This is a genomic window from Kribbella aluminosa (assembly GCF_017876295.1).
GTDB lineage: Bacteria > Actinomycetota > Actinomycetes > Propionibacteriales > Kribbellaceae > Kribbella > Kribbella aluminosa.
In genome coordinates, this window is the sequence record NZ_JAGINT010000001.1 from 2699783 (window position 1) to 2721396 (window position 21614).

Below are 21614 nucleotides of genomic sequence, written 5' to 3' on the forward strand. Positions count from 1 at the left end.
ACAGTTCCAGGTCACAGAGCGCACTGACAATTGCGTGATGCTGGTCGTTATTCCTTGACCGCCCCTGATGCGACTCCGGCAATGAAGCGTCGTTGCAGGAAGACATACAGGATCAGAACCGGCAGTGCGACGATCACCGCGGCGGCGGCGGTCACGGAGGCGCTGAAGTTCCGGGTTGCGCCGGCAAAGAACGACAACGCGAGGGGCGCGGTCTGGACCTGGGTGTTCTGCGGGACGAAGACCAGCGGCATCAGGAATTCATTCCATGAATAGAGGAACAGCAGAGTCGCGAGCGTTCCGACGGCCGGCATGGACATGGGCAGATACACCCGCCGCAGTGCGACATGCCGACTCGCACCATCGATCAGTGCCGCGTCAAGCATCGAGGCCGGGATGTTTTCGTACGCCGACCGCATCCAGAAGATCCCCAGTGACGACGACGTCGCGATATGGGGAAGGATCAACGCCCAGTAGGTGTTGAGCATGTGCATGCTGTCGAGCTGATAGTAGAGCGGAACGATCAAGCCTTCGTAGGGGAGAACCAGTCCGATCAGGAGGAACCCGGCCAGGACGGTGCGTCCCCAGAAGCGCATCGTGGCGAAAGCGTAGCCGCCGAGGATCGAGCACACGAGGGAGCCGAGAACCACCCCGACGGCGACGATCGCCGATGAGAACAAAGCCTGTCCGAATCCACCTTGCGTCCATGCCGATGCGAAGTTGGCGAAAGTCAGCGTCGTGGGAATCTGGAAGCCTGTGATGCGCTCCGACTGAGGAGCGAGCGACAACAGAAGCACCGAAGCGAAGGGGTACAGCGCGATGATGGACCCGATCACCAGGACTGCGTGACCGGCGAGTTGCTCTGTCCGAGACTGCCTCACGAGGCTGATCCTTTCCTGCGACGCGGTGCCCGGATGCCGCGGCGGTCCGCCGAGGCGGGGCGTTCACGCATCAGCCGCATCACCAGTGCGACGACGCAGAGGATGAAGATCGTCATCAGCACCGCGATCGCCGAGGCTCTTCCGACCTGATGGGTCACGAATGCGCCCTCGTACACGTAGTACGACGGCACCGTGGTCGATGTGCCCGGACCGCCCGCTGTGGTGTTCCAGACGATATCGAAGTTGCGCAGCGCGACAATCACGGTCAGCACCAGCGCGACGCGGACCTCCCCGCGCAGGGGCCGGCAGCGTCACCGCGAAGAACTCCCGGACAGGCCCCGCACCATCCACTCGTGCTGCCTCGTAGAGTTCGGTGGGGATCTTCTGGATACCGCTGATGAAGAGCACGAAGGCCAGACCAAAGGTGATCCAGGTTCCGATCAATCCGACGGCTGTCAACGCGGTCGAGAAGCTGCCTAGCCAGGCCCGTGTCAGTGATCCGAGACCGATCGTGTGCAGGATTCCGTTCAGTGGGCCGTTCTCGTCATAGATCCAGCGCCAGGAAATCGCCACCACCACGGTGGACAGGATGTACGGCATGAACAGCACCGCCCGGAAGAAGGTCAGTCCGCGAACTCGAATCCGCGCGACGATCCCGACGACCGTGAGGGCGAGAGTAATCGGTAGCAGTGCGTAGAACACGATGAAGGTGAGTGAATGCCGGACGGCTTCCCAGATGAGCGGGTCGGCCAGCACCGATCGATAGTTCTTGAGCCCCACCCAGTCAGCGAGCGAGATTCCGTCCCAACTGAAGAGTGAGATCCAGGCCGAGGTGACCATCGGGCGGATGAGAAACACGACGTAGAAGGCCAGCGCAGGAACGAGATAGAGATACGCCGGCCAGTGATACCGGGTACGACGGGTCCTTGAGTGCATCGCAGAGGTCTGTCCGGTGCCGCCGTGGGGCGAGCCCAGAACGTTGCGCCGTGGCCGATGCACGATCAGCTCACTTCCTCGAGTCCTGGAATTGAGACCAGTTGCCCTGCACGTCCTTGATCATCTCGACGGGGGTCTGCTGGCCACCCATGACCTTCTGCAGATCGGTGGTGAAGGTGCTGGGCATGGTGGGGGTGGCCCAGCCGAAGTAGTACAGCGCGCCGTTGTGGCTGAGCTGTTCCTTGGAGGCAGCCATCAGATCGGAGAACAGGGGGTCGGACACCTGGACGCCCTCGGCAGTGATGGGAACCCGGCGCGCAGCGGCCAGGTACTTGCTGCTACCGGGAGAATTGATCAGGCCGACGAAGGCGATTGCGGCGTACGGATGCTTCGTCCGACTGCTCACATGCCAGTCCAGCCCGAACGAGCCACAGGAGGTCGCCGTGTTGCCGGCGCCGGACGGTGCTGCAATGAAGCCGAACGTCTTCCCGTCGGAGATGGCGCTGGCAGCCCAGTTGCCGCCGATGTAGAAGAGACCCTCACCGTTGGCGAACTTCTTCGCCGCGTCGTCGGGACTCATGCCGTTGTAGCCGGCCGAGAGGTAGCCGTTGTTCGCCCATTGTGACCAGAGCTCGAGGGCGGCCTTGTTGCTGGGCAGGTCGAATGTCTTGCCCTTCTCGCCGGTGATCCATGCGACGGTGTCGGCCGCGGGGGTCATGGCGCCCTGCACAATCGAGAAGGCCTGCATGGCCGAGCCCTTGTCAGAGTTGCCCAGGACGATCGGAGTCTGACCGGCCGTCTTCGCCGCGGCCAGAGCATGCTGGAACTCAGCGAAGGTCTTGGGCACCGTCAAGTGAAGCTGAGCGAGCTTCTCGCGGTTGTAGAAGATGCCGACCATCTGGTTGTCCGGCGCCATCCCGTAGATGTCACCGGTGCCGAACACCTTGCCGTCCGGCGACCACTTGACCTGGCTGATCGCTGCTCCGACGGCCTGGGTGTATCCATACGCGCTTGCGACGTCGTTCAGCGGCCGGATCAGCTTGTTCTTCACCAACGAGCCATCGATCTGCCATCCCTGATTTCCTTGGGCGACATCTGGCGGGCTCGAGGAGCTCATCGCGTTCAGGACGGTGGCTGTCAAGTCGTTGAAGCTCTTGAACTGAACCTTCACCGTGACGTTGGGGAACTTCTTCTCGTAAACGGGCACGAGGCTCTTCATCAGGTCGACCTCGCCCTGATCTGCCCAGACGTCGAGCGTGACGTTTCCTTCCGACTTCACCTGGTCCACCGTGACGGGCCCGGTGATAGCGGGGACGGCGGAAGTCGCCGATGATTGAGGCTGGGACGAGCTGCCAGGGGTGGAGCAACCACACAGTGTGAGCGCCGCGCCGGCAAGCAGCGCGCAGCCGTGCAGGAGTCTCTCCGTGGGAGAGTCGATGCCTTCATGGCGCGGTCCTTTCAGCCCGGCGTCTCCGCCGGGATCGGTGACAGCGGGGTCCGGCGAGAGAACTGCGCCAGCCGCTGCTCGGTGTCACGGAGCAGGCTGTGCAGTTCATCTCGGCGACGCCGATAGCCCGGGTCGTGACCGTGATTGACGAGCTCGTAGGGGTCGTCGTTCAGGTTGAACAGAAGCCACGGCTGCTGTTCCAGACTCACGTATTTCCAGCCGTCCTCGGTGACGACACCGCGCCAGGAGCGATCGACGCTCGAGGTGTGGCCGGTCGGGACGGGAATGCCGATATAGGCGCTGTCTGGTTCGTCGGCGGGCTCGTCCTCAGCGGTCACGAGGCCACTGAGGTCCCTGCCCTGCATCCAATCAGGCGTCGGCAGTCCGCACAGCCCGAGCGTCGTCGGAGCAAGGTCTACTTGGTTGAACAGGCTGTGAAGGCGGTGCGCCAACTGGTGCTCCCGGCTTGGACCGCCGATGATCAACGGAACCCGGATTGATTCCTCCCAGGGCGCCGTCTTCCGCCACTGGCCGTGCGAGCCGTGCATGTCGCCGTGGTCACTGAGGAAGACGATATAGGTGTTGTCGCGGATGCCGAGACGATCAAGCTCGTCCCGCAGCCGGCCGACATTGAGGTCTACACGCTCGATCGCCGCGTAGTAGCCGGAAAGCTCTCGCCGCGCACGCTCTTCCACAGCGGCAATGCCGGGAACGTTGGGGCGTAGCCGTACCTCGCCGGCGTTGTGCCGGGCCATGTCCTCGGCGGGTGCGACGTACGGGTCATGGGGAGGCTGCACGGACAGCACCGCGAAGAACGGGTCGGCCTCGCTCGACCGGCGGCGGATCCAGTCGATGGCCAGGTCCGTCAGCGCGTCGGTCTCGTAGCCGGGGGCGCGGAACTGCTCCATTCCGGCGGTGGCGGTGAGTACCGGAACGCCCTCGGGAACCTTGCCGGCATCGGTGTGCAGGAGGCAGTCGAACGGACGGTTGTTGTTCTCGTACGCCCACCAGTCCTCGAATCCGCCGCGGCGCTCGGGCGGGATCATCCGCAGTCGCGGACTCGGATAGCCCCCGCTCTGTTCATCCAGCTCGGGACGGGTTCCGTCGAGATGCCACTTGCCGAAGTATCCGGTGCGGTAGCCGGCGCCGGTCAGCTCGCCGGCGATCGTCGCGGTCGACGCCGGCATCGGATGATCGTGCCCGGCGACGCCGGAGTACAGCGGGTACCGCCCGGTCATCATCGATCCGCGGGCCGGACAACACAGGGGCGCGCCCGCAACCGCCCGACTGAACGCGTGTCCCTCGGCAGCGAGCCGATCGAGATTCGGCGTGTGGACGTTTGAATCGCCGCTGAAACCCGTGGCCTGACCCCGCATCTGATCAACCAGGAACCAGATCACGTTCGGTCGTTGGGATTGACTCGTCACATAAAGAACTCTAAGAATGAGTTTGCACAACAAACAAGGACTTTGCGCATGGTGCAATCACGAGTTCAATCGGTGGATCGGGCCCTCGGCCTCCTTTGGGCGGTGTACCGCAGCCCTGGCAGCAGTCTGTCGGAGCTTGCGAGCACCGCCGAACTGCTCCCGTCGACGGCGCTGCGGCTGCTGGCCACTCTCCAACGGCACGACCTGATCGAGCGAGACCCACAATCTCGGGGATATCGCATCGGACCCGCGGCCCAGGTACTGGCCGGGGGCCGCGACCCTGACCATCAACGGATCAGCGACGCGCTGGAACCACGACTGCGGATCCTTGCCGAAAGGGCGCGAGAACAGGCCACGATCGGCGTCATCGATGGCCGGAGCCATGTACACATCGCCTACGTCGACGGCGCCGTCACGGCGGGACACGCAGTGATCCTGCGACCACCCGAGACCAGTCGTAACAGCAATTTGAACGCCACCGCGATCGGCAAGGTGCTCCTCGCATTCGCGCCGCCTGCCCAGGCGGAGACCCTGATCCGCCAACTCAGCTTCGACCGAACCGCCCGTCGAACCATCACCGACCCGGACGAGCTGCGTCGGCATCTCACTGTCGTACGACGTAATGGATATGCCACCAGCGTGAACGAGAACTCTGACGACGTTCGCGGTATCGCCGCGCCCCTGCGCGACACAACCGGAGAGGTAGTGGCCGCGCTGTCGATCAACGGGCCTGCCGGTCGATTTCCCCGAGACAGGATCCGCGAGCTGGTTCCCCTGCTCTGCCACGCCGCCGAGGAATGCTCGAGGCTGCTCGGCTACCGCACCTGATCAACTCCCAGGCCGGTGTCACCACACCGCGGTTCGGCGCTACGGCCCGGTTGAGCGCGGACCGGATTGTGCCGCGACGCTCGTGACTCCGGCGGCCGATTCCGGTGACGTCGATGACCACGGTTTCGCCGGAGACGAGATACTGCGTGGGCATCGTCTGATAGGCACAGCGCCCGGGGGTGCCGAGGGCTGATGATGTCGCGAGGCTCGAGGGTGACGGTGGAATAGCTAAGCCACGAATGTCTCTCGTCGAACTTCATGTTGCCGGAGGCCCCTTCCTGTTCCTGCCGTACGTCATTGCTGACCAGTAACCGCAGTAGGACGTCGTCGATCGAGAGCGTCGCGCCGGCCTTGGTGATCGCGAGACCGTTCGGGCATTAGCTGTCCTGGCCCTGACCGCACAGGAACCGGCTGGGCTGCACCTGCTCTCGGTCGGCGGCACGGTGAGCGGACAGGTCCTCCGCGAAGGACGCCGGATCATCCACGAATGCTTTTCGAAGCGCACAGACGCGGACCTCCTTGTCACGGGGTGAAGGTCAACCAGCTCGGGTTGATGACGCGGCTGACGTTGCCGCGCAAACAGGATGAAGAGGCGGTGCCTTCCGGCAACCTCGACCTGGGTATGCAAGGTCGTCCACGATTGCCGGCTGCCGGTGTTAGGTAGGTCGATGCGCCCGACCATGGGGCCGTCGAAGGGGTCTGTCCGTAGTTCGATGGTGCGGGCAGTCCTGGCTGTGGCGACGCGTACCCTGTGCCTCCGTTGTGCCGGCGCCAAAGTCGACGTCGGTGAAAGCGAGGTAGTCGGCGCAGCAGACGTCGCGGCCGCCGCCGAGATCCTGCGTGGGGCTCAGTGCTGACCTGGGAGAAGAACGAGTTGTCCCCGGCTTCGATCCGGATGAAGGCCTCGCGTGCGGGCGGCGCGGCGGCGGCGTCCAGCCAGATAGCGTGGTCAGGAGATGCAACGCGCAGTACGGAGGTCGCCGGTGCGCTCGCAGGGACGTAGCGCTTGACAGTCTCGGCGGTGCTGGGGCGTGGGTCCGGGGTAGGTCGCATGTCATCGCGCCATCGGTCGGAATGGTAGTCGCGCAGATTGATCAGCTGCAGTACGGTTCGGTCGAGTCCTCGCCTCACAGCCGTCCACACGGTTCTGGCCCGGCCACAGGGCTGGTGCTCCGCCGTCGATCTCCACCCGGCCTGCCGCTGCCAAGACCTGAACGGGCGCTCCCACGGCGTGAACTGACGCTGCAGAAAGTGGAACCATCGCAACAGATCGAACGCGTCGCTGCGCAACGTCGACGGACTGCAAACCGACGCCGCCAGCTCCCGCTTGGCGTCAGGCGGCCTCATGCTCAGTTCAGAAAACAGCACCCGCCGGTCGTGCGGTGCTTCCTGCCCGCCGGTCTTCTTCTTGCCGGTGGTGAGGTCCGCGATCTGGCGGACCACGAGCCGGCCGGTGGTGCTCGCCTGGCCGCTGAGGCTTGTGCCGCCGGAGCGGAACGTGACCGGGACTTCCTGATGGTGGGTGATGGCCAGCACGGCGGAGACCTGGTCCGTGGTAGTCGGAGTCGCTACCGCCTGTGGGGCCAGAAGGCAACGCCACGCATCGTGGGCGACCGCCAGTCGAACGATCGTCCGTGCGCCTCCGCGTATGCCCGGGTTCTAAGCTCCGCCAGGAGCATCGGCGGAGTCGGGCTCAACGTTGCGGGCGACTCGGTTCGAGCCACGGTTCAGCTCAGATTCCATGATCATCGAGGAGAGTTGGCGGGAGCTGTCCTCGCGACGAGGTCTTCAGCCGCGCCGATAGACCGGAAGGCGTTCCAGCGGTGCGTCGATCAGTGTTGCCTGCGGCCCCTTCACGGTGGTTCCGTCGTCGCCGGTCCACGTTCCTTCGGGGAATACCACAGTCCGCTGGTTCGCCGTTTTTGTCAGGACTGGTGCGACGAGGATGTCGTCGCCGAGCATGAACTGGTCGGTGATGCGGGCGTAGCCCTGGTGCGGGAAGACGTACTCCATGCTGCGCAGGATCGGTTCACCGGTCGTCGCAGCGTGCTCGACGAGTCGGGTGATGTGTTCGGCCAGTTCGTGCCTGGCTTGCACAGCAGACCGGCAGATCGTTGCGTACTCCGGCCGGAGGACGCGCCATGGTGCGAGGGAGAACTGCATCATCGGGAACAGGGCAGCGGCCTGTGCCCACCTGACGAACAGCTCTTCGTCGAAGGTGAAAGCGGCATCCTCGAAGTCTTCCGCGAGGCCGCCGCCGATCATGTCGGGACAGTTGAAGGGATAGCCCGCCAGTCCCTGCGCGATACCGTGCGGGATCAGTGAGCCGAGTCCGCCACGACCCCACGTGGGCACGGTGTCCTTGAGTCGTTGGGCGAGTGGTTGGCCGGCGTGTTTCCAGCAGGCGCGGTATTCGTTGAGGGGGTAGTTGAGGCCGATGTCGGCCCAGGTTTGGGTGTGTTGGTTGGGGGTGGTGGGGGTGTGGGGCTGGTCGGTGTCGCGGTAGAAGCGGGGGTCGCCGGCGTCGAATTTGAACCCGTCGATGCGGTAGCGGGTTTGGAGGTTGGTGAGTTGGTGGTGGAGCCAGGTGGTGGTGTGGGGGTTGGTGAGGTCGAGGAGGGCGCTGTAGCCGTTCCACCAGCGGCGGATGGCGGTGGTGCCGGTGTGGTCGCGGAGGAGGAGCTGGTGGTGTTCGAGGGTGCGGAAGGTGGGGCTGTCGGGTGAGATGAAGGGGCAGGTCCAGAGCATGATGGTGAAGCCGAGGTCGTGGAGTTGGTTGATGAGGGTGTGGGGGTCGGGGAAGCGGGCGGGGTGGAAGTTCCAGACGCCGTAGTCTTCTTGCCAGTTGTCGTCGATCATGAGTACGCCGGGTGGGTAGCCGTTGTCGATGATGGCGTGGGCGTAGTCGAGGATGCGTTGCTGGGTCTGGTCGTAGACGAGTTCGATCCAGGTGTTGTACTGCGGGGTGGTGAACATGCGCGGGTCCGGGCTGGTCCCGGTGGCGGGGAAGTACGCGGTGCTCGCGGCCCGGAACGCGTCGCGCAGGGATGACCCGCCCGACCCCACCACCACCGGACCACCCGCCGATGCGTCGGCGTGAACCGCGAAGTCCTCGAAGCGGATCCTGAAACCCGACTCGCCCCAGATGTAGCGGCCGTGGCTGGACAGCAGCACCGGATTGGCTTGGGTGTGCCCGATCGACGTCTGCAGGTCGCGATCGAAAACGAAGCCGCCGTACGGCATGTCGTCGCCGTCGGCGACGGCACCGCTCCACCACATCTCACCAGGTTCTGATCTGAGCTCCATGCGTCGATCCTGCCATCTCCGAGTTCCGCTTCCAAGCCTTGACATCCCTTTAGGAAATCGTGTTTCCTGCCACTAGTAACGCTCGGCGGACCGAACGGAGTCTGATGCAGGTCGAATGCGTGGCGGCGACGAAAGACGTCGTCGGTGAGTCCCCCCGGTGGGATCACCGCCATAGCCGGCTTGTCTGGGTCGATGCCGAACGGCCGCTGCTGCATTCGCTCGACCCGCGAACCGGCCATGTCGGTACGCACCGGCTGAGCGAACCCGCATCGTCAATCGCCCTCCGTGCCGACGGCGGATACGTGATCACAGATCGTTGTGGTGTCCGCGCGCTGAGTTGGGCGCACGACGACACACCGAGCGTCGGCGAGCTGCTCATGCCGCTTGAGGCCGGGCGAGCCGACTGTGTTGTGAACGACTCCGGGTGCGACCAGGATGGCCGGCTCCTGGTCGGGTTCGGCTCGGAGAGCACCGGCGGCCTCGGACGGGTGGAGTCGGTGGCGGCGAGATCTGGTGCGCAGCCCGGCAACAGGCAAATACGCACAGGCATGTTCCTACCGAACGGGATCGGCTGGAGCCCGGACGGAAGGCGGCTCTATCTGGCTGACAGCTATGCGAGGTCGGTCTACGTTCATTCCTATGACCGCCGTACTGGAGATCTGGGAGAAGCCCAGGTGTTCCACAGGGCCGAGCGGGACGAAGGGCTGCCAGACGGACTTGCAGTCGACAGCGAAGGCTGCGTATGGGTGGCCTTCTGGGGCGGTCACGCCGTCCGGCGCTACAGTCCGAGCGGGGAGTTGCTCAGAACGGTCGACCTGCCGGTGCGGCAGGTTTCGAGCTGCGCTTTCGGCGGCCCAGGGCTGACCGATCTGTACATCACCACTGCGGCGTTTGGGCTCGAAGGCGGCGTCGCCGCCGCGGGTTCACTGTTCCGAGTCGCTACCGGAGCGCAGGGGCTTCCGGTCGATCTGGTTCGGTTCTGATCCGCATCCATCAATCTCGACGACGAAGGGCTGCTATGAGCGTCAAGCCGATCGCACCGAACGGTGTCTTCCCGTTCGGAACCCACGTCTACCGTGAGCCGCACAAGGACTTCGAAACCTTGCAGAGCGACTTGCCGCTGCTGAGTCGCCTCGGGTTCAACATGATCAAGATCCAGGAGTCGTGGGCGATCGACGAGCCTGCCGAAGGCCGGTACGAGTTCGCGCGGATCGTGACGCTGATGGAAGCAGCGCAGCGGGAAGGGCTGGGTGTCTACCTGGGTCTCACAATGGAACAGGCACCGGCCTGGATGTGGGCGAAATACCCCGACGCGTACATGGTGGATGCGAACAACGTCCCGTTCGTCGATCCGACGCAGTACTGCATGCCGGCCGATGCCAAGCCGGGTCCGTGCTGGAATCACCCGGGTGTTCGGGCTGCGGGGGAGGCGTTCATGGGTGCCGTGGCGGCGAGGCTCGGTGAGTTCGACAACCTGTGGACCTGGAACACCTTCCAGGAGGTCGGTTTCTGGAACAACCTGCCGAAGAATCCTGAGTTCGTCGGTTACTGCTACTGCCCGCACACGATCGCGGCGTACCGAGGCTGGCTGCAGCAGCGCTATGAAAGCCTGGCAGCCCTGAACGAGGCCTGGTTCACGGCGTACACGGACTGGAACCACGTCGATCCACCCCGTCGGTACCGGGCGTCGCCGGCGATGCTGGATTGGCGTTACTACATGGAGAACGTCTATTTGGCCGGCGTCCTCGAGTGGAAGACGGACGTGCTCAAGGCCTCCGACCCGCGTTCGCGGCCAGTGTTCGCCCATGTCGGGCACCCGACCGTTGCGTCTGGACAGGAATGGCGGTGGGCGGCGGCAGGCGACTTCTTCGGCAGCAGCAACTACCCGGCGTGGGACCCGTTCGATTCGTGGGACGACGCCTGGCCACAGCGCGAGTCGATGGATCTCACGCGCCTGTACGAGTTGTGGCACGCGATGTTCTTCCGCAACGATCTCGTCCGATCCGCGACCGGGCGTGGGCGTGCATTCTGGGGTGCCGAGTTCCAGGGCGGCCCGATCAGCACGTTCCTGCACCTAGGACGCACACCATCGGCCGATGACATCCGACGGTGGTTGCTCGCGGGGCTGGCGGTCGGCATGCATGGCATCAGTTTCTGGAACCACCGCGCCGAGCACTTCTGGCACGAGGGCAACGGATTCGGCCTGATGGACCGCACCGAGGGTTCCAGCGAGCGGATCGAGGAAGCCGGCCGCATCGCCCGTGCCATCAACCGCGATCCGGGGCTCTTCGTCGAATCCGAACCGCCGCCCGCACAGGTGGCCGTCGTGGTGAGCGAGGATACCTACCAGTTCATGTCCGGCAGCCGGACGAACGCACTGGAGATCCTGCAGCACAACCTCCGGGGTCACTACGCTCGGCTCTGGAAGCTCGGGGTTCCGGTCGACTTCGTGGAGATCACACTGAGCGAGGCATCCGACCTCAGCCGGTACACGGTGGTCATCCTGCCCTTCTCGCCAGCGATCGGTACACGTGAGGCCGAGGTGCTGACCAAGTACGTTGCCGCCGGTGGGACACTCATCAGCGAGGCATCGCCCGGCAGACACGACAATCGTGGCTTCGCGACGCCCTCCCAGATGTTCGACGGCGCCGAGAAGCTCTTCGGCGCCACCCAGACCGGGTTCAGCCTTGTCGATGAACCGGACGACCGCCGGTGGACGCCGCCGCCACGCGGTGCCGGGGAAATCCGCGCGGCCCTCGTCTGCGAAGCGGGCGCCGACCTGGCAGGAAACTCCGTACGGGCCAACGTCTACGTGCAAACCCTGCAGCCGACCACATCCACACCGATCCTGATGGCCGACCAGGAGGTCGTTGGCGTGCGGAACAGATACGGCGACGGCACTGCGATCCTGCTCGGGACGGTGACAGGCCTGTCCTCGACCGCGCACGTCCACCAGCCCACCGACGACTTCTTCGGCAAGATGCTGGCCGCTGCAGGAGTCGAGCCTGATCGGGTCGGCCGGCTTCTTCGCCGACGGCGAGTGGTGGCAGACCGGCAGGCGTGGTTCCTGATCAACCCGACCAGCGAGGCCGTCACCGAGTCGGTTCCGCTGGCGGGGTTGCGACTGGAAGGCGATCTCCTCGGTGACTCGGTGACCAGCCACACCGACGACGAGATCACCATCAAGGTGGCGCCGTACCAGCTGGCATGCCTGGTGGTGCGAGATGCCGGCTGACGGGAGCGTCTGCGTTGTCACCGGCGCCGGCAGTGGTATCGGCTACGCCATCGCCCGAAGACTCATGGGAGCGGGCTGGACGGTCGTCGCCGTCGACGTGGACGATTCCGGTCTCCGGCGGCTGAGCGCGGATTGCGCCGCCGGGGACAGTCTCGCAACGCTCGTTGGCGATATCTCGGACCGGGTGACCAGCCAGCGCGCCGCAGACTGCGCCGAGCGGCTCGGCGCCCTGCGGGGATGGGTCAACAACGCCGGCATCGAGATCGACGAACCGGCACATCGCCTCACGGAAGAACCGCTCCGGCGACAGCTCGACGTCAACCTGATCGGAACCATGTGGGGATGTGCGGAAGCCGTGCGTCGCTTCATGGTCTCCGGAACGCCGGGCTCGATCTGCTCGATCAGCTCGATCCAGGCAACCCGCGGCTTCCCCGGTGCCTTCGCGTACGCCGCCACGAAGGGCGCGATCAACTCGCTGACCCGGCAGTTGGCCGTCGACTACGCACCGATCGGGCTTCGAGTCAACGCGGTACTGCCCGGTGGCGTCCGTACGCCGATGACGCAGGCCGACTGGGATGCGGCCGCCGATCCTCAGGTTGCCCGAGCTCGCGACGATGCGTTGCACCTGCGCGGGCGAATCGCCGAACCGGAGGAGATCGCATCGGTGGTTGCCTTCCTGCTGTCCGACGACGCGTCATTCGTCACGGGCCAGGAGATCGTCGTCGACGGCGGCGCCTCGGCACGTTGCGTCAGTCAGCCGTTCGACCCCGAGATCCTCGCCGCGGCCGGGCGAGGATCGAACGACCGTCAGGACTGACGATTGGTGCCACCGTAGCTGTGGGCCTGTCAGCGCCCGCCGCCCGGCAACGAGCGGAGCGCCGATTCGTACTCCTTGCGGATTGTGTCCCCGCCACGCGATCGCCATTGGTCGCGCCACTCGTCGATCGCGGTGAGCGGCTTCCTGCCTGTGACGATGTCGGCGAGGTAGTCCTCGTTGAGCTGGTTCAGGGTCCCCGCCTGGGTGAGCGCAGCTCGGGAATACAGTTGCCGCGTCGGATCAGGCTGCACGGGCATCGCCGTCTGGATCCCCTGCTGTGCGATCAGTGCATCCTGGATCTGTGATGGGAAGTACAGCGTGGCGTCCATGGGCTGGCACATGTAGGTGAGCGCGAGCACCTCCGACCACTTGTCGGTGGTCCGCGGATTTCCGTGCTCGTCCCGTTTGTAATGCCGGCCGTCCTGGCCGTAGTTCATGAACAGGTATTCCTCGCTGCCGAACGGGGCGGCGTAGTAGTCGAGGAGCCGGAGCAGCATGCGGACGCGTGCGCTGTCGTTCTTGAGGCTGTTGGGGATACCCATGCCACCGAAATAGCCGGACGAGGCGTAGCTGGTCGCCTTGCCGCCGTCGTGTCCGGGAGGCACGAACGGCCGTGCATCCGCCTTCGGATTGGTCTGTTGAAGCAGTCCTCGCGCACCGGTGGTGTCGAACTGCGAGATGTAGCCCTCGAGGAACATGCCGATCTGTTGCGAGCCCACGAACAGGGTGCGGAGCTTTTGGTACTGGTTGTTCAGAGTGGCAGTGTCGGGGTGGTAAACGCCTCCTGACCACAGCCGGCGCATGAAGTCGAGCGCATTCTCGAACTCCTTGGTTTCGAGGTCCTTGGTGAGGGTGCCGTCGTCATTCCTGCGCCATCCGTGCGGAGCACCGAACATCTGGTTGAACATCTGCTGCTGCCAGGCGCCGAGAGCCCAAGACACGGTGGCGTTGCCGGCTGGATGGCGTTTCGCGAAAGCTGTGAGCATGGCGTAGACGTCATCTGCGTTCTTCGGATCGTCGACTCCCAGGGCTCGTGCCCAGTCCTTGCGATAGAGCCCGACCGATCCGGTCACGGGATCGAGGGGACGGGGTACGACGTAGATGCCGCCGTTGACCATGGAGCTCGTCCAGGCCTGGGTGGGTAGGCGGCCGAGGTTGGGGTAGTCGTTGACTGCGTCGCCCGACAGGTACGGCGAAAGGTCGAGGATCGCGCCGTTCTGAATCAGCCGGCCGGCTGATGCGGAGTCGTTCCGGTTGAGGAACATGAGGTCGGGGAGATGCCCGGATGCGGCCAGCGTCGCCATCTTCTGGTCGTAGAGGTCACTGGTCACCAGGTTGGGGTTGATGCGGACGCCCAGCCGAGTTTCCAGCTGCTGCCACAGGGGGTTCTGTCCCCGTGCCTGTGGTGGTGGGTAGAAGAGAACCTGGAACGTGTCGACGGTGCTGCCGTCGCCCGGCTTGGCCTTGACCGACTTGAAGGGGGCGGCGGGATAGCGCAGGTATGCCGGCGGGACGTTCGGATCTGCGCTTGCGTGCATGTCGGGAACGGACACCGGTGGCAGCGCCTTGGGAGGCTGTCCGGCGCCTTGACCCAGTTTGGAGGTCTTGCCGCCGCTGCACGCTGTGCCGCTGAGCAGTACCGCGGCGCTGAGGACGACACGGCGCCTGATCTGCGGATGTGTCTGGTCTGTCATTGGGACTACCCCTTGACTGCGCCGATGATGACGCCCTGGATGAAGTGTCGTTGGACGAACGGGTAGACGAGCAGGACCGGGACGATGGCGAGGACGACAACAGCCATCTGGGTCGCGAGCGTCGGCGCAGGCGCCGCGCCGTGAACCGCTCCTTGGGCGAATTGCGAGCCCGGCAGGCCCGCGCCCTGGAGGACATAGGTCCGCAGTACCAACTGGAGCGGCCACTTCTCCGGGCTGTTGAGGAAGAGCAGCGCATTGAAGAAGTTGTTCCAGTAGGACACGCCGAAGAACAGCGCGATCACGGCGATGACACCCTTCGACAAGCGCATCGCGATCGCGGTGAGGATGCGCAACTCGCTCGCTCCGTCGATGCGTGCCGAGTCGAACAACTCCTGCGGAATGCTCATGAAGAACGAGCGCAGGATCACCAGGTTGAAGGCCATCAGCGGAACGCCCGTGACCAGCACCAGGACCGCATAGGTGTCCAGCAGGTTCAGTCCGCGGACCGTAAGGTACAGCGGAATTAGTCCTGGGCTGAAGAGAAACGTGAGCAGTACGGCGCTCAGCAGGAACCGGTGCGCGAAGGTTCCGGGCCAGGAGAGCCCGTAGGCGGCGAGAACGACCACCGACGTTGACAGCAGCGTCCCCACGGTGGTCACGCCCAGACTGACGAGCAAGGATCGGGTGACGACACCACCAGCGAGGATCTGCTGATATGCCCCGAAGTCGATGTGACGCAGGATCACGACGAGTCCGCCGGCGTCGTTCACATCGCTTTGCCGCGCCAGACTGGTGACGACGACGACATACACCGGGAACAGCACGACGACAGCCACGGCGAGAAGTGTCACGGTTTTGGCGACCAGGCCACCGGGGGTAGGTCGCTCCGTCCACACGGGTCGTGCGGAGGCACGACGCGGCGCTGGCCGGCGTAAGGGAAGCATCGTCATCGTCTGTACAGCCCTTCCTGCCCGAACGCGTGCGCGAGTTTGTTTGCTATCAGCAACAGGACGAGCCCCACAGCACCCTTGAAGATCCCGGCGGCTGCCGCATAGCCCCACTGGCCTCCGATCACGCCCTGGAAATACACGAAAGTGTCGAGGACCTCGGCCGCGCGTGCCCCGACTGCGGCGCGCTGCAGCAGCATCTGCTCGAAGCCGACGCTCAAGGCGTCACCCAAGCGCAGGATCAACAGCAGGATGATCACGGGCCTGATGCCGGGCAGGGTGACGTGCCACAACCGGCGAAGCCGTCCACCGCCATCCACCGCGATCGCCTCGTAGAGGTCGATGTTCACGGCAGCGATAGCGGCTAGGAAGATCACCGTGTCCCAGCCGGCTTCCTTCCAGACGAGCTGGAACGACACCAGGAACTTGAAGAAACCCGGGCTCGTGAGTACGTCGATCGTGGATGTGCCATGGCGGCGAAGTTGCTGGTTGAGCAGCCCGGCGCCGCCGAGCATGTTCTGGAACAAGGTGACGATGACGACCCAGGACAGGAAGTGGGGCAGGTAGACGATGGCCTGCATCAGCCGTTTCACCCGTTGACCGATGACGCTGTTCAGCAACAACGCGAGAGCGATCGGGACCGGGAAGTACAGGACCAGTTGGACCGAGGTGAGGATCAACGTGTTCGTCACCGCGTGCCAGAACTCGGAGTCGCCGAACATCTGGGAGAAGTTCCGCAGCCCGACGAATGCCGACTGAGCCACTCCGAAGAAGGGGTCGTAGTCCTGGAACGCGACCACATTTCCTATCAACGGCACGTAGACGAAGACCGTGAGCAGTGTGAGCAACGGCAGGACCATCACGATCAGCGGCCAGTCTCGGCGTAGTCGTTCGAGCCGAGGGCGCCGCGGATACTGTGCAGTCTGCACGGCTGGTGGTGTCGCTGTGAATGCGCTGACGGCTGGGTCAGCCTTGCCGGCTCCCATTGGACCCCCGCTCTCTGCCACGTGGCTGGTCGGAGATGAAGGATGGCGCAGATGCCTGTTGGATTCCCGAGGGAACACCGTCGGCGTGATCGGTGTCAAGAGTGGGGAACTAGGAACTCGTTTTCCTTAAGGTGTTCCGGCGCACGGGAACTTCCGGGAGGTGTCTTGAATCTGTACAGTTCCTTTAGGAACACGTTATCCTCCGATTGGAGACACCTTGAGCGAGACTCCGAACATCTTGCTGATCACGACCGATCAACAGCACTTCCAGGCGCTCGGGTGCCGCACGCCCGCCCTGAAGACGCCCAACCTCGATCGTCTGGCTGTCGAGGGCATGTTGTTCGATCGCGCCTACTGCCCGAACCCTCTGTGCTCGCCGTCCAGGTCGTCCTTGATCACGGGTCAGTACCCGTCGACCCATGGATGCTGGACCATCGGCACCAAGCTCGATGAGGAGCGACAGACGATCGGGCAGCTCCTCGGCGACAACGGTTACGCCACGTCCCTGATCGGCAAAGCGCACTTCCAGCCACTTCGCTCACTTGCCGATCAGACATCCCTCGAGGCACCGCCAACGCTGCGCGACCTTGACTTCTGGAAGGGATTCAGCGGACCGTACTACGGGTTCGAGCACATCGAACTGGCCCGCAACCACGCCGATGAAGCCTGGGCCGGTCAGCACTACGCCTTGTGGATGGAAGCGAACGGGCTCGCTGACTGGCGGCAGTACTTCCAGGGAGACGGAGGAGGGCCTCCGCGCGAACACTGCTGGGACTTGCCGGAGGAGTTTCACTACACGACCTTCGTGGCGGAGCGCACCGTCGCTGCCATCGACCGCGCAGCGCTGGCCGGCAGGCCCTTCTTCACGTGGGCGAGTTTTCAGGACCCGCACCCGCCGTACCTGGTGCCGGAGCCGTGGGCTTCCATGTACGACCCGGCCGATCTCGAACCTGGCAGACTAGAGCCAGGGGAGTTGGACCTGATGCCTCCATGGTTCGCGAAGACCCAGGAGGCGGACCCGGACTTCAGTGAGTGGCAGGAAACACCGCACTTCAACCACGGCTTCAGCAGCCATCTCGTGGACGAGTCGGAACTGCGGAAGAACATCGCTGTCTACTACGGCATGATCAGCTTTGTCGACCATGCGGTCGGCCGGATCCTGGCTCGTCTCGACGAGTTGGGCGTGAACGAGAATACGCTCGTCGTTTTCACGACGGATCACGGTCACTTCCTCGGGCAGCACGGGCTCACCGCCAAGGGAGCCTTCCACTACGAGGATCTCCTGCGGATACCGATGATCGCCCGATATCCGGGCCGCATTCCGGCCGGTTCCCGGAGCGCGGCGCTGCAGAGCCTCGTCGACCTCGCGCCCACATTCCTGTCCGCGGCCGGCCTCGCAGTCCCCGGCGACATGCAAGGAGTCGACCAACTCCCCGTCTGGACCGGGCAGCAGCCGGCGGCGCGCGATCATGTCCTGGTCGAGAACCGCCATCAGCCGACCGCGGTACATATTCGCACGTACGTCGACGACCGCTACAAGCTCACGGTCTACCGGGACAAGCAGTGGGGTGAGCTCTTCGACCTCGTCGAGGATCCTCAGGAGCACCGCAACCAGTTCGGCAACCCGTCGTACGAGCCGATCCGCGCAGAGCTCATGCGCAGGTTCCTCAACGCTGAACTGAGGCGCGAGGCAAGTCGCTTCGCACGTATCGCGATCGCCTGAGGACCAGCGGTGACGGCCACACGGGTCTGCGCGGTACGAGCCGAAGCATCCGCCGCGGACGACGATGTTCCGGGCTATTGACGACCCGCCAGATCTCACTCTAACGTCCTAGACACACGTTTTCCTAAAGCGATGTAGCGCGACGGCGGTAGTCGGAGGAATCAAGTCATGATCAAAGTCAGGAAGGCGACGCTAGCGCTCGCCGTTGCGGTCACCTTGGGGGCCGCCTCCCTAGCGGCGTGTGGGGGTAACAGCTCCGGGTCCGGTGGGGCGGCGAAGCTGGTGGTGTGGGATCCGATCGCCACCTATGGCGAGTCGCCGGAGCAGGACAAGGCGTGGCGGGGCATGCTCGCGGAGATCGACAAGCGGTTCGTGGCGAAGCATCCCGGTGCCGAGATCGAGCACAAGAGCTTCGGGTACGACGGGTACCCGCAACGGATCGCGTCGGCCGTCGCTGCCAACGCCGCCCCGGACATCGCCTGGGACTGGGGCGATACCAACTGGCAGATCACCGAACCGTTGAACGACCGCCTGAGTGCCCAGCAGAAGTCCGATCTGACGCTGCTCGAGCAGACCGTGACCTCGGCGAAGGACGGCAAGATCCACGTCTTGCCATGGGGGACCTATCAAGGAGTCTGGGTCTACAACAAGAAGCTGTTCGCCCAGGCGGGCGTCGAGGTGCCGACGACGCAGGCGGCCTTCCTGACGGCATGTGACGCCCTGAACGGCAAGGGCATTGTGCCGTCGAAGGTCTCGTTCGGCGCGCCGAACTGGTTCAACCGGCTCGACGCGTTGTACGCGGGCCAGTTGATCGGCGACATCTCGCAGTGGAACCGGCAGGGCATCCCCTACACCGGCCCGGAGTACAAGGCTGCAACGGTCGAGTTGATGAAGACGTTCGACCACAAGTGCTGGGGAGACCATCCTGAGTCCAAGGGCACGCCAGGCGATCATGAGCAGAGTTTCATGTCCGGGAAGAGCGCGATGCTGTACGCGCGGTCGTCGGTCCCACTGGCCGAGGCGCGCAAGGCGCTCGGCAAGGACAACGTCGGGGTGTTTCTGCAGCCGGCTCTGCCCGGTGGGAAGCCCAACATGGATGCGAGCCTCGCCCAGGGCATGTCGATCATGTCGAGCAGCAAGCAGAAGGATCTGGCCTGGCAGTACATCTCGTTCTACACCGACGTGGATCAGCAGGAGCTTGCCTGGCAGACAGTCCAGCAGTTGCCGAACAACACCAAGGTCAAGGTGACCTCGACCGATCCGGTACTGCGGCAGTTGCTCGCGTGGGCGGTGGACCCGCAGTTCCAGGTCGGTGCGTGGCCGGTGAATCCGGACGAGTCGCAGGCGTACGCCCGGATGACGCCCGATGTGGTGACCGGCAGGCTGGCGGTGGACGACTTCCTCAGCAAGATGCAAGTCGTCCGTACCAAGACCAAAGGGTGACCGCGGATGAGTCAACGAACGATCGAATCACACACGGGCGAGCGTCGGCCGCGGAGTGCCCGGGGCCGGAACGTGTCGGCTGACGGGTCGGAGAAGTCGTCCGGTCGTGGGACCAAGCGCGTCCGCGTTGTGAGGGGCGATGCCTGGTTCGTGATTCCGCCGGTGGCGTGCATCCTGTTGCTACTGGCGTATCCGACCTTCCTGGGCCTGTACCGGGGTTTCACCGACTGGCGCCCGGGGCTCAGCAGCGCGTTCGTCGGCCTGCAGAACTTCCGGACCCTGGTCGCCGATCCGGTGTTCTGGCAGGTCCTGCGCAACAGCCTCTTCTACCTCCTCGGGGTCCCGTTCCAGATCCTGATCCCGTTGATGGTCGCGTTGATGCTGTACGAGCGGGTCCCGAAGGCGTCCTGGTTCCGCACCATCTATCTGTTCCCGCTGGTGTTCTCGTCGGCGATCCTCGGGCTGCTGTTCCAGTCCATCCTGAATCCCGAAGGACTGCTCAACCGTTTCGCCTCCGGAGTGGGTCTGGGAGTCCTGGCGCAGAGCTGGCTCGATGATCCAGGTCTGGTGAAGCCGACCATCCTGGCGGTTGCGCTGTGGGGCGGGCTCGGCGTCAACGTACTGATCTTCCATGCCGCGCTGTCGGCGATCCCGACCGAGTTGTTCGAGGCCGCTGAAATAGACGGCGCTTCCTGGTGGGGGAGGCTGCGCCACGTCATGATTCCGGGGATCATGCCGGTGCTGCTCGGCCTGACCTTCATGGGCATCGTCGATGTGTTCGTGCGGTACTTCGCGCTGATCAACGTCTTGACCAAGGGCGGGCCGAACAACGCGAGCGCGTCGACCGAGTACGACCTGTGGTCCAGGGCGTTCGAGGTGTTCCACTACGGGGAGGCGTCGGCCGAGGCCGGCGTGCTGCTCGTGATCGTCGCCGTACTCGCGGGTGTGGTGGTCGTCCTTCGCCGTTGGGCCGGCCGCGACGGACGGGCAGCGCGTCCGAGTCACGGTCCATCGGTGGTGGAGCGGATGAAGTACTCCGCGCTGGGCAAGGCGGTCCGAGGGGCGGCCCGGGCGACCTCAACGCGGTTGGCCGGCCTCGGACCACGCCTGCGGTGGAGTCCGATCCGGCTACTGATCGCAGTGCTGATCGTCGGCGTGTTCGTGTTGCCGATGATCTACCTGCTGAGCACCTCGGTGAAGACCAAGGCGGACTTCGACGCCCACCCGGTCAGTCTGTTCCCGCGATCCTTCACGCTGGACTTCGTCCGGGAGGCCTGGGAACGGGCGAGTCTCGGCCAGGCGATGCTCAACTCACTGGTCACGGCCGTCATCGCCGTGTCTCTGAGCGTCTTGCTGTCCACGATGGCCGCGTTCTGGGTACTGCGCAGTGGCGTTCGGCGCCGGGGTGTGCTGTTCGGCTTCGTCGGCGTGTTCTACTTCCTGCCGGCGCTGGTTTGGGTGATCCCGCTGAACAGTGTCCTGGTGCAGTTCGGGCTCGGGAACAACCTCGTCGTGCTCGGTGTGGTGCAGGGCGTGGTCCAGCTGCCGTTCGGCATCGCCCTCATGTCAGCCTTCATGCTCCGTGGGTTCCCGACCGAGGTGCTCGAGTCGGCCAGCATCGACGGCGCCAACCTGATGCAGCAGTTCCTCCGGATCGTCGTACCACTCAGCCTGCCGGGCATCGCCGCGTTGGTCTCGCTGGTGCTGACCTACGTGTGGGGCGACTTCCTGCTCAGCCTCGTCCTGATCCAGGACCCGGACAAGTTCCCAGCCACGCTGGCAGTGACCCAACTGGTCGGCAAATCGTCCCCGGCGCTGCAGGTCACCGCCGCCGCGGGACTCATCTCGTTCGTCCCGCTCCTGCTGTTCTTCGCGTTCGCACAGAAGGCGATGGTGCGTGGCATCAGCTCGGGAGTCGGCCGGGTCTAGCCCTCTTCGCTCTCTCGT

The 21614-nt window shown here is 64.6% G+C and carries 16 protein-coding genes and 1 pseudogene; 7 read left to right on the forward strand and 10 right to left on the reverse strand.

The window, feature by feature from the left end; all coding sequences use genetic code 11:
• Positions 1-47: 47 nt before the first annotated feature.
• From JOF29_RS13150 to JOF29_RS13165, 4 genes are all read right to left on the reverse strand, one after another.
• A complete protein-coding gene (locus JOF29_RS13150) occupies positions 48-833 on the reverse strand; it encodes a carbohydrate ABC transporter permease (RefSeq protein ID WP_209694479.1) in 786 nt (261 codons plus the stop codon).
• A gap of 108 nt (positions 834-941) precedes the next feature.
• Positions 942-1877, reverse strand: a complete 936-nt coding sequence (locus JOF29_RS45275) for a carbohydrate ABC transporter permease (protein ID WP_307863302.1) — start codon at positions 1875-1877, stop codon at positions 942-944.
• A gap of 7 nt (positions 1878-1884) precedes the next feature.
• Positions 1885-3093 (reverse strand): ABC transporter substrate-binding protein, encoded by a 1209-nt coding sequence (locus tag JOF29_RS13160; protein ID WP_209694480.1) that lies wholly within the window; start codon positions 3091-3093, stop codon positions 1885-1887.
• Positions 3094-3272: 179 nt separating this feature from the next.
• Positions 3273-4661, reverse strand: a complete 1389-nt coding sequence (locus tag JOF29_RS13165; protein ID WP_209694481.1) for a sulfatase family protein — start codon at positions 4659-4661, stop codon at positions 3273-3275.
• Positions 4662-4670: 9 nt separating this feature from the next.
• Here JOF29_RS13165 and JOF29_RS13170 point away from each other — a divergent pair, with 9 nt between their 5' ends.
• Complete coding sequence (locus JOF29_RS13170; RefSeq protein WP_209694482.1) at positions 4671-5516, forward strand: IclR family transcriptional regulator; 846 nt, start codon at positions 4671-4673, stop codon at positions 5514-5516.
• 256 nt (positions 5517-5772) lie between these two features.
• On the opposite strand, the gene JOF29_RS45925 is transcribed toward JOF29_RS13170, so the two are convergent.
• The 3 genes and pseudogenes from JOF29_RS45925 to JOF29_RS13185 all read right to left on the reverse strand — a co-directional run bounded on the left by JOF29_RS45925 (position 5773) and on the right by JOF29_RS13185 (position 8822).
• Positions 5773-6291 (reverse strand): carbohydrate-binding protein, encoded by a 519-nt coding sequence (locus tag JOF29_RS45925; protein WP_372446268.1) that lies wholly within the window; start codon positions 6289-6291, stop codon positions 5773-5775.
• Positions 6292-6473: 182 nt separating this feature from the next.
• Positions 6474-7166, reverse strand: a pseudogene (locus tag JOF29_RS45930) (FAD-binding protein); the annotation flags it as partial.
• Positions 7167-7304: 138 nt separating this feature from the next.
• The gene (locus JOF29_RS13185; RefSeq protein ID WP_209694483.1) at positions 7305-8822 is read right to left on the reverse strand and encodes a glycoside hydrolase family 31 protein; all 1518 of its coding nucleotides are present in this window, start codon (positions 8820-8822) and stop codon (positions 7305-7307) included.
• A gap of 104 nt (positions 8823-8926) precedes the next feature.
• Here JOF29_RS13185 and JOF29_RS13190 point away from each other — a divergent pair, with 104 nt between their 5' ends.
• Genes JOF29_RS13190 through JOF29_RS13200 form a run of 3 tightly spaced genes read left to right on the forward strand, consistent with a single transcriptional unit; the run spans position 8927 to position 12874 of the window.
• Positions 8927-9805: an SMP-30/gluconolactonase/LRE family protein gene (locus tag JOF29_RS13190; protein ID WP_209694484.1), complete on the forward strand. Its 879-nt coding sequence runs from the start codon at positions 8927-8929 to the stop codon at positions 9803-9805.
• Between the two features lie 35 nt (positions 9806-9840).
• Positions 9841-12057 carry a beta-galactosidase gene (locus tag JOF29_RS13195; protein WP_209694485.1) on the forward strand — a complete coding sequence of 739 codons (2217 nt, stop codon included), beginning with the start codon at positions 9841-9843 and terminating at the stop codon, positions 12055-12057.
• Positions 12047-12874: an SDR family NAD(P)-dependent oxidoreductase gene (locus tag JOF29_RS13200; RefSeq protein WP_209694486.1), complete on the forward strand. Its 828-nt coding sequence runs from the start codon at positions 12047-12049 to the stop codon at positions 12872-12874. Before JOF29_RS13195 ends, JOF29_RS13200 begins: the two co-directional genes overlap by 11 nt.
• A 29-nt stretch (positions 12875-12903) precedes the next feature.
• Here the strand turns inward: JOF29_RS13200 and JOF29_RS13205 are convergent, their stop codons facing one another.
• The 3 genes from JOF29_RS13205 to JOF29_RS13215 all read right to left on the reverse strand — a co-directional run bounded on the left by JOF29_RS13205 (position 12904) and on the right by JOF29_RS13215 (position 16444).
• Complete coding sequence (locus tag JOF29_RS13205; protein WP_209694487.1) at positions 12904-14568, reverse strand: extracellular solute-binding protein; 1665 nt, start codon at positions 14566-14568, stop codon at positions 12904-12906.
• Positions 14569-14573: 5 nt separating this feature from the next.
• On the reverse strand, positions 14574-15404 hold the full coding sequence (locus tag JOF29_RS13210) for a carbohydrate ABC transporter permease (RefSeq protein WP_307863303.1): 831 nt from the start codon (positions 15402-15404) through the stop codon (positions 14574-14576).
• Between the two features lie 110 nt (positions 15405-15514).
• Entirely contained in the window at positions 15515-16444 is a 930-nt protein-coding gene (locus JOF29_RS13215) for an ABC transporter permease (protein WP_307863304.1), read from the reverse strand.
• Between the two features lie 274 nt (positions 16445-16718).
• Between JOF29_RS13215 and JOF29_RS13220 the strand changes: the two genes are divergently transcribed.
• From JOF29_RS13220 to JOF29_RS13230, 3 genes are all read left to right on the forward strand, one after another.
• The gene (locus tag JOF29_RS13220) at positions 16719-18224 is read left to right on the forward strand and encodes a sulfatase family protein (RefSeq protein WP_209694490.1); all 1506 of its coding nucleotides are present in this window, start codon (positions 16719-16721) and stop codon (positions 18222-18224) included.
• A gap of 168 nt (positions 18225-18392) precedes the next feature.
• Positions 18393-19667 (forward strand): ABC transporter substrate-binding protein, encoded by a 1275-nt coding sequence (locus JOF29_RS13225; protein WP_209694491.1) that lies wholly within the window; start codon positions 18393-18395, stop codon positions 19665-19667.
• A 150-nt stretch (positions 19668-19817) separates the two neighbouring features.
• Positions 19818-21596: an ABC transporter permease gene (locus tag JOF29_RS13230; RefSeq protein ID WP_209694492.1), complete on the forward strand. Its 1779-nt coding sequence runs from the start codon at positions 19818-19820 to the stop codon at positions 21594-21596.
• Positions 21597-21614: the final 18 nt, after the last annotated feature.